Source organism: Aeromonas sp. DNP9, from assembly GCF_001728955.1.
Classification (GTDB): domain Bacteria; phylum Pseudomonadota; class Gammaproteobacteria; order Enterobacterales; family Aeromonadaceae; genus Aeromonas; species Aeromonas veronii.
This window is the reverse complement of record NZ_LYSQ01000054.1, coordinates 1-4,012: the sequence shown is the minus strand read 5'-3', so window position 1 is coordinate 4,012 and position 4,012 is coordinate 1. Positions and strand designations below refer to the sequence as shown.

The following is a 4,012-nucleotide window of genomic DNA, read 5'->3' as shown; positions in this document are numbered from 1 at the left end:
AAATACCCTTGGTCTACCTGTCAGAAAGCCCCGAGTGTAACGGTCACTTGGGGCTGGGGAAGTCATGACTTGCTCGTTGATTTGGGCAACAACGCCGTGATGAACATCAGTGATCGTGCGGCCTTCATGTAACAGCAAGATGGCCATCAAGCGACGAGCATGCCCTTTATCACGCGTGGCATGGATGATTTTGTGAATGCGGCGCCGTTTTGGTCGTGGCAGGATAGGCATCAACTCAGTCCTTTGGGTGTGGCTTATTTTGTTTGGCGACTAATGAGATCGCACGAACTGGACTGAGTTCCCTTCCTCCAGTGATCTACTATTCGGAACAGTTATTTATATGGTGGTTTTGTGTGGTGGCTAATCCGATTTTTCACATTGGGAGGAGCTTCCTTCTCTTGGTACTCGAATATTCGGAAAGATATTTATGAAATATATTATTTCTCCAGCCGTGGTCTCACACTGATCTATCTTCAATACTAGACTATTTTGAACATATTCCTTAGTTAATTGTATACTTTATATATCAGTGTCATGGATACGAATGTCATTATTATGTAATTAAGTCTAATGTGTTATAGGTATGTATATATTATTTGTTAGTGTGAAAAATGGTTTATTTGGCTTTATGCTGGGTATTATTTCATTGAAATTGATCTGTGACTTTCTATAGGAGGGTGATATGATACTTCATGTTATGGTAATGGAAAAGTTTATGCCTGCATATATCGATTTCATATCAGCTAACTTTGATTTGTCAGAGCATAAATTTGTATTTATTACTAGCCAAAAATATATGTATGGTCTGAATCCAAGCTACCCGGTAGAGTTTCTTCATACGGATGAAGATTTTATTTTACTTGCAATATATTTTGATGTTGCTGATAAAATAATTTTGCATGGATTATGGCGGGATAAAGTTAACAGCTTATTGATCCAAAACTCCGTGTGGTTAGAAAAATCTTTTTGGGTTATGTGGGGGGGGGATTTTTATCATGCAGAACTGTATAAGCCAGAACATATTAATGTGATCGCTAATGTTGGTAATTTAGTAACTATTACTGATGGGGATGTGGATTGGGTAAGAAAAAAATACTTTTCCAAGGGGCGGTATATAAAACGCTGTTTTAGCTACCCAAGTAATATATATCGAGAACTTGCTAGTGATGTAGTTTTAGAGGGTGGTTATAGAGTATTATTAGGTCATTCAGCAGCTAAAGATAACAACCATAAGTCAATCATTGATCTGATATTGGCTGCAGGATGGTGTGAAAAATGGCCAGATATAAAGTTTTTTTGTCCATTATCATATCCATCAAACGCTAAATATGTGAAGGAGGTTATCAGCTATGGTGAGGAAAAATTAAAAGAAAAATTTGTTCCAATGTTATCATTTATGCCGCTTGATGAATATGAAATGTTTTTAGGATCTATTCATCTCGCAATTTTACCATCGTGGCGTCAAAATGGGATGGGAAATCTTATTCGGCTACTTGGGAGTGGCATCCCCGTTTTTATTAACACTAAATCTACGCTGTATGATTTATTCATATCATTAGATCTAAAAGTATTTTCACTTTCTGATCTCGTACAATTCGATGGCTCAACGTTAGATTGCAGTGGAAATATCGATATTATCAAAGGCTATTTTACAGAAAGTCAGCTTAAAAATGATTGGATGAGTATATTTAATTCTTGAAATGTTTTTTTGTTGTGATTGTCGTTTCTCTTTGTATAAGGCCATTAAGTTATGATTACTTTCAATTAACCATACATGAATGGACTAAAGCTTGATTATATTTGAAAATCTTTTTTCAGTGGGGGAACTCTTGGTGATGGTATATTTTTATAGTTCTAAATAACGGATCCTAATAGTGCTCCACCTTCGCTGTGCCATAGCCATTCCCCGGAAAAGGAGACTCGGTATTCATGAGGTGTTACACTCTGGCCAGCAGATTGGCCATTCCTCTGCATTGATGATTGCGCGTTACTGTTTCATGTAACTTGTGTCATAGCCGTTCTATGTGATTAATCCAAGGGCTGTAAACTGGCTGGAATACCAGGCAGAACTTGGGGTTCTTCTTCAACCATCACTCGGTCTGTTTGCTTTTGTGAATGATGTAGTTATCGAGGATCAGCGTGATGCTTTTGGCTCGTCGGTAGTGGTGACGCAGCTTTTCCAGCATGGCGATAAACAGGGATGAGTTTTTCTTTATCCCACTGACGTAAAGCACTCTTCCGTTGCTTGCATGGAGAACGCCTGCCAGGTAATGTTTCGCGTTCTGTCCCGGTGTGACAACCCGCTTTTGCTGCGCTCTGAACATCCAGTCGGCCCCTAATTTTGGATTGAGGTCTATATCGACTTCATCCTCATAAAACACCAGATTATCGGCATCACAGCGGGCCAGCGCAGCGTCGATATCCGCCATTTTCTCCTGATAAGCCGGGTCTTTTATCCGCAAGGTCGGCACGGGCCTTCGCCAGACAATCCCCATACGAGGTAACCATCGGCGGTGCGTGGAGGCTGCCATATTTATCCCCATTAACCGATTGATTTTGATAGCCAATAGTTCGGTACACCAGCGGCTGCGCTGATAACCAAAATCTTGCGGAGAAAACTGCATGAGCAGCATCAGTAAGGTGACAATCTTGGCGACAGGTAGGACTGGGGCACGGCCAGCCGGTAAGGCTTCTAGAGCCCCCACACCTTCATCCCGATACCACCGAAGCCAGCGGCCGATGGTCGAGCGAGCAGCGCCGGTAAGGTGATGAACATCAGTGATCGTGCGTCCTTCATGTAACAGCAAGATGGCCATCAAGCGACGAGCATGCCCTTTATCACGGGTGGTATGGATGATTTTGTGAATGCGGCGCCGTTGTGGTCGTGGCAGGGGTGGTAAGATAGGCATCAACTCAGCCCTTTGGGTGTGGCTTGTTTTGTTAGGCGACTAATGAGATCGCACAAACTGGACTGAGTTCCCTTCCTCCAGTGATCTACTATTCGGAATAGCTATTTAGTTATCACCTGGCACCGGCCTCAAACTGGTGTCTTGTTTACGCTACTTTAGTGCGTACTTCCTTCAGTATCAATTTCAGGCCCTTCTTGAACATGCTGTAGGGGATCTGACCCTCCATCATCCTGCCCTGATGTGGCTGTTGGGTGTTGTAGGGCGTTGTTTCCCAAATAGATGCAGCTTGAATGGAACTAACTGAGGGCTCGGTGAGCTGATCACCACCATCTTCTTCAAATCTGCATCATGGGCGCGTCGCTTCACCCCATCACCAACTGGCCTCAATACAACAAGTCTTTGATTAACCGTGGTTCCCTCACCTTCTGGGTTGATACCGAGGCCATGAACAACTGGTTTCACCACGACCATCATGGGCGGCGGGGCCGCAGTCAGCTTTACACCGACCAGAGCATCTGTACCTTCCTGATACTTAAGGGGCTTTTCAACCTCACTCTGCGGGCTACTCAGGGACTACTCGACTCCCTGTTCCAGTTGCCGCTGTGTGCACCTGACTATAGCTGTGTCAGCAAGTGCGCTCGCACGGTAAAAGTGGCCTATCGACAACCCGCCAAGGGGCGCATCACCGACTTGGTCATCGACTCAACCGGGCTTAAGGTGTTTGGTGAAGGCGAGTGGAAGGTCAGAAAACACGGTGCTGAAAAACGGCGAGTGTGGCGCAAGTTGCATCTGGCGGTAGACCCGGCAACCCACGATATCGTGGCCGCAGAAGTGTCAATAGAAAATGTCCATGATGCAGAGGTATTGCCGACCTTGCTCAACCCACTGCGGCGCAAGCTGGGACGTGTTTATGCGGATGGCGGCGTTGTTGCCCAAATCGATGCAGCTTGAATGGAACTAACTGAGGACTTGGTGACCTGATCACCACCATCCTCTGCAAGTCTGCATCATGGGCACGTCGCTTCAACCCATCACTAACTGGCCTACATACAACAAGTCTTTGATTAACCGTGGTTCACTCACCTTCTGGGTTGATGCTGAAG

At 44.6% G+C, this 4,012-nt stretch carries 1 protein-coding gene and 5 pseudogenes; 3 read left to right on the top strand and 3 right to left on the bottom strand.

Translation table 11 applies throughout. The features are described from left to right. Positions 1 to 96: 96 nt before the first annotated feature. Positions 97 to 231 (bottom strand): annotated as a pseudogene (locus A9G06_RS22210) (IS630 family transposase); the annotation flags it as partial. Positions 232 to 682: 451 nt separating this feature from the next. Between A9G06_RS22210 and A9G06_RS21070 the strand changes: the two are divergent. Then, on the top strand, positions 683 to 1,699 hold the full coding sequence (locus A9G06_RS21070) for a TDP-N-acetylfucosamine:lipid II N-acetylfucosaminyltransferase (RefSeq protein ID WP_069556525.1): 1,017 nt from the start codon (positions 683 to 685) through the stop codon (positions 1,697 to 1,699). A gap of 169 nt (positions 1,700 to 1,868) precedes the next feature. Here the strand turns inward: A9G06_RS21070 and A9G06_RS21065 are convergent. Together A9G06_RS21065 and A9G06_RS22205 are read right to left on the bottom strand one after the other, a co-directional pair. Further along, positions 1,869 to 2,909: pseudogene (locus tag A9G06_RS21065) on the bottom strand (IS630 family transposase). A gap of 145 nt (positions 2,910 to 3,054) precedes the next feature. Beyond that, positions 3,055 to 3,168: pseudogene (locus A9G06_RS22205) on the bottom strand (IS481 family transposase); the annotation flags it as partial. A gap of 89 nt (positions 3,169 to 3,257) precedes the next feature. Between A9G06_RS22205 and A9G06_RS21060 the strand changes: the two are divergent. Both A9G06_RS21060 and A9G06_RS22200 read left to right on the top strand, forming a co-directional pair. Continuing rightward, positions 3,258 to 3,830: pseudogene (locus A9G06_RS21060) on the top strand (IS5 family transposase); the annotation flags it as partial. 88 nt (positions 3,831 to 3,918) lie between these two features. Continuing rightward, positions 3,919 to 4,012: pseudogene (locus A9G06_RS22200) on the top strand (IS5/IS1182 family transposase); the annotation flags it as partial.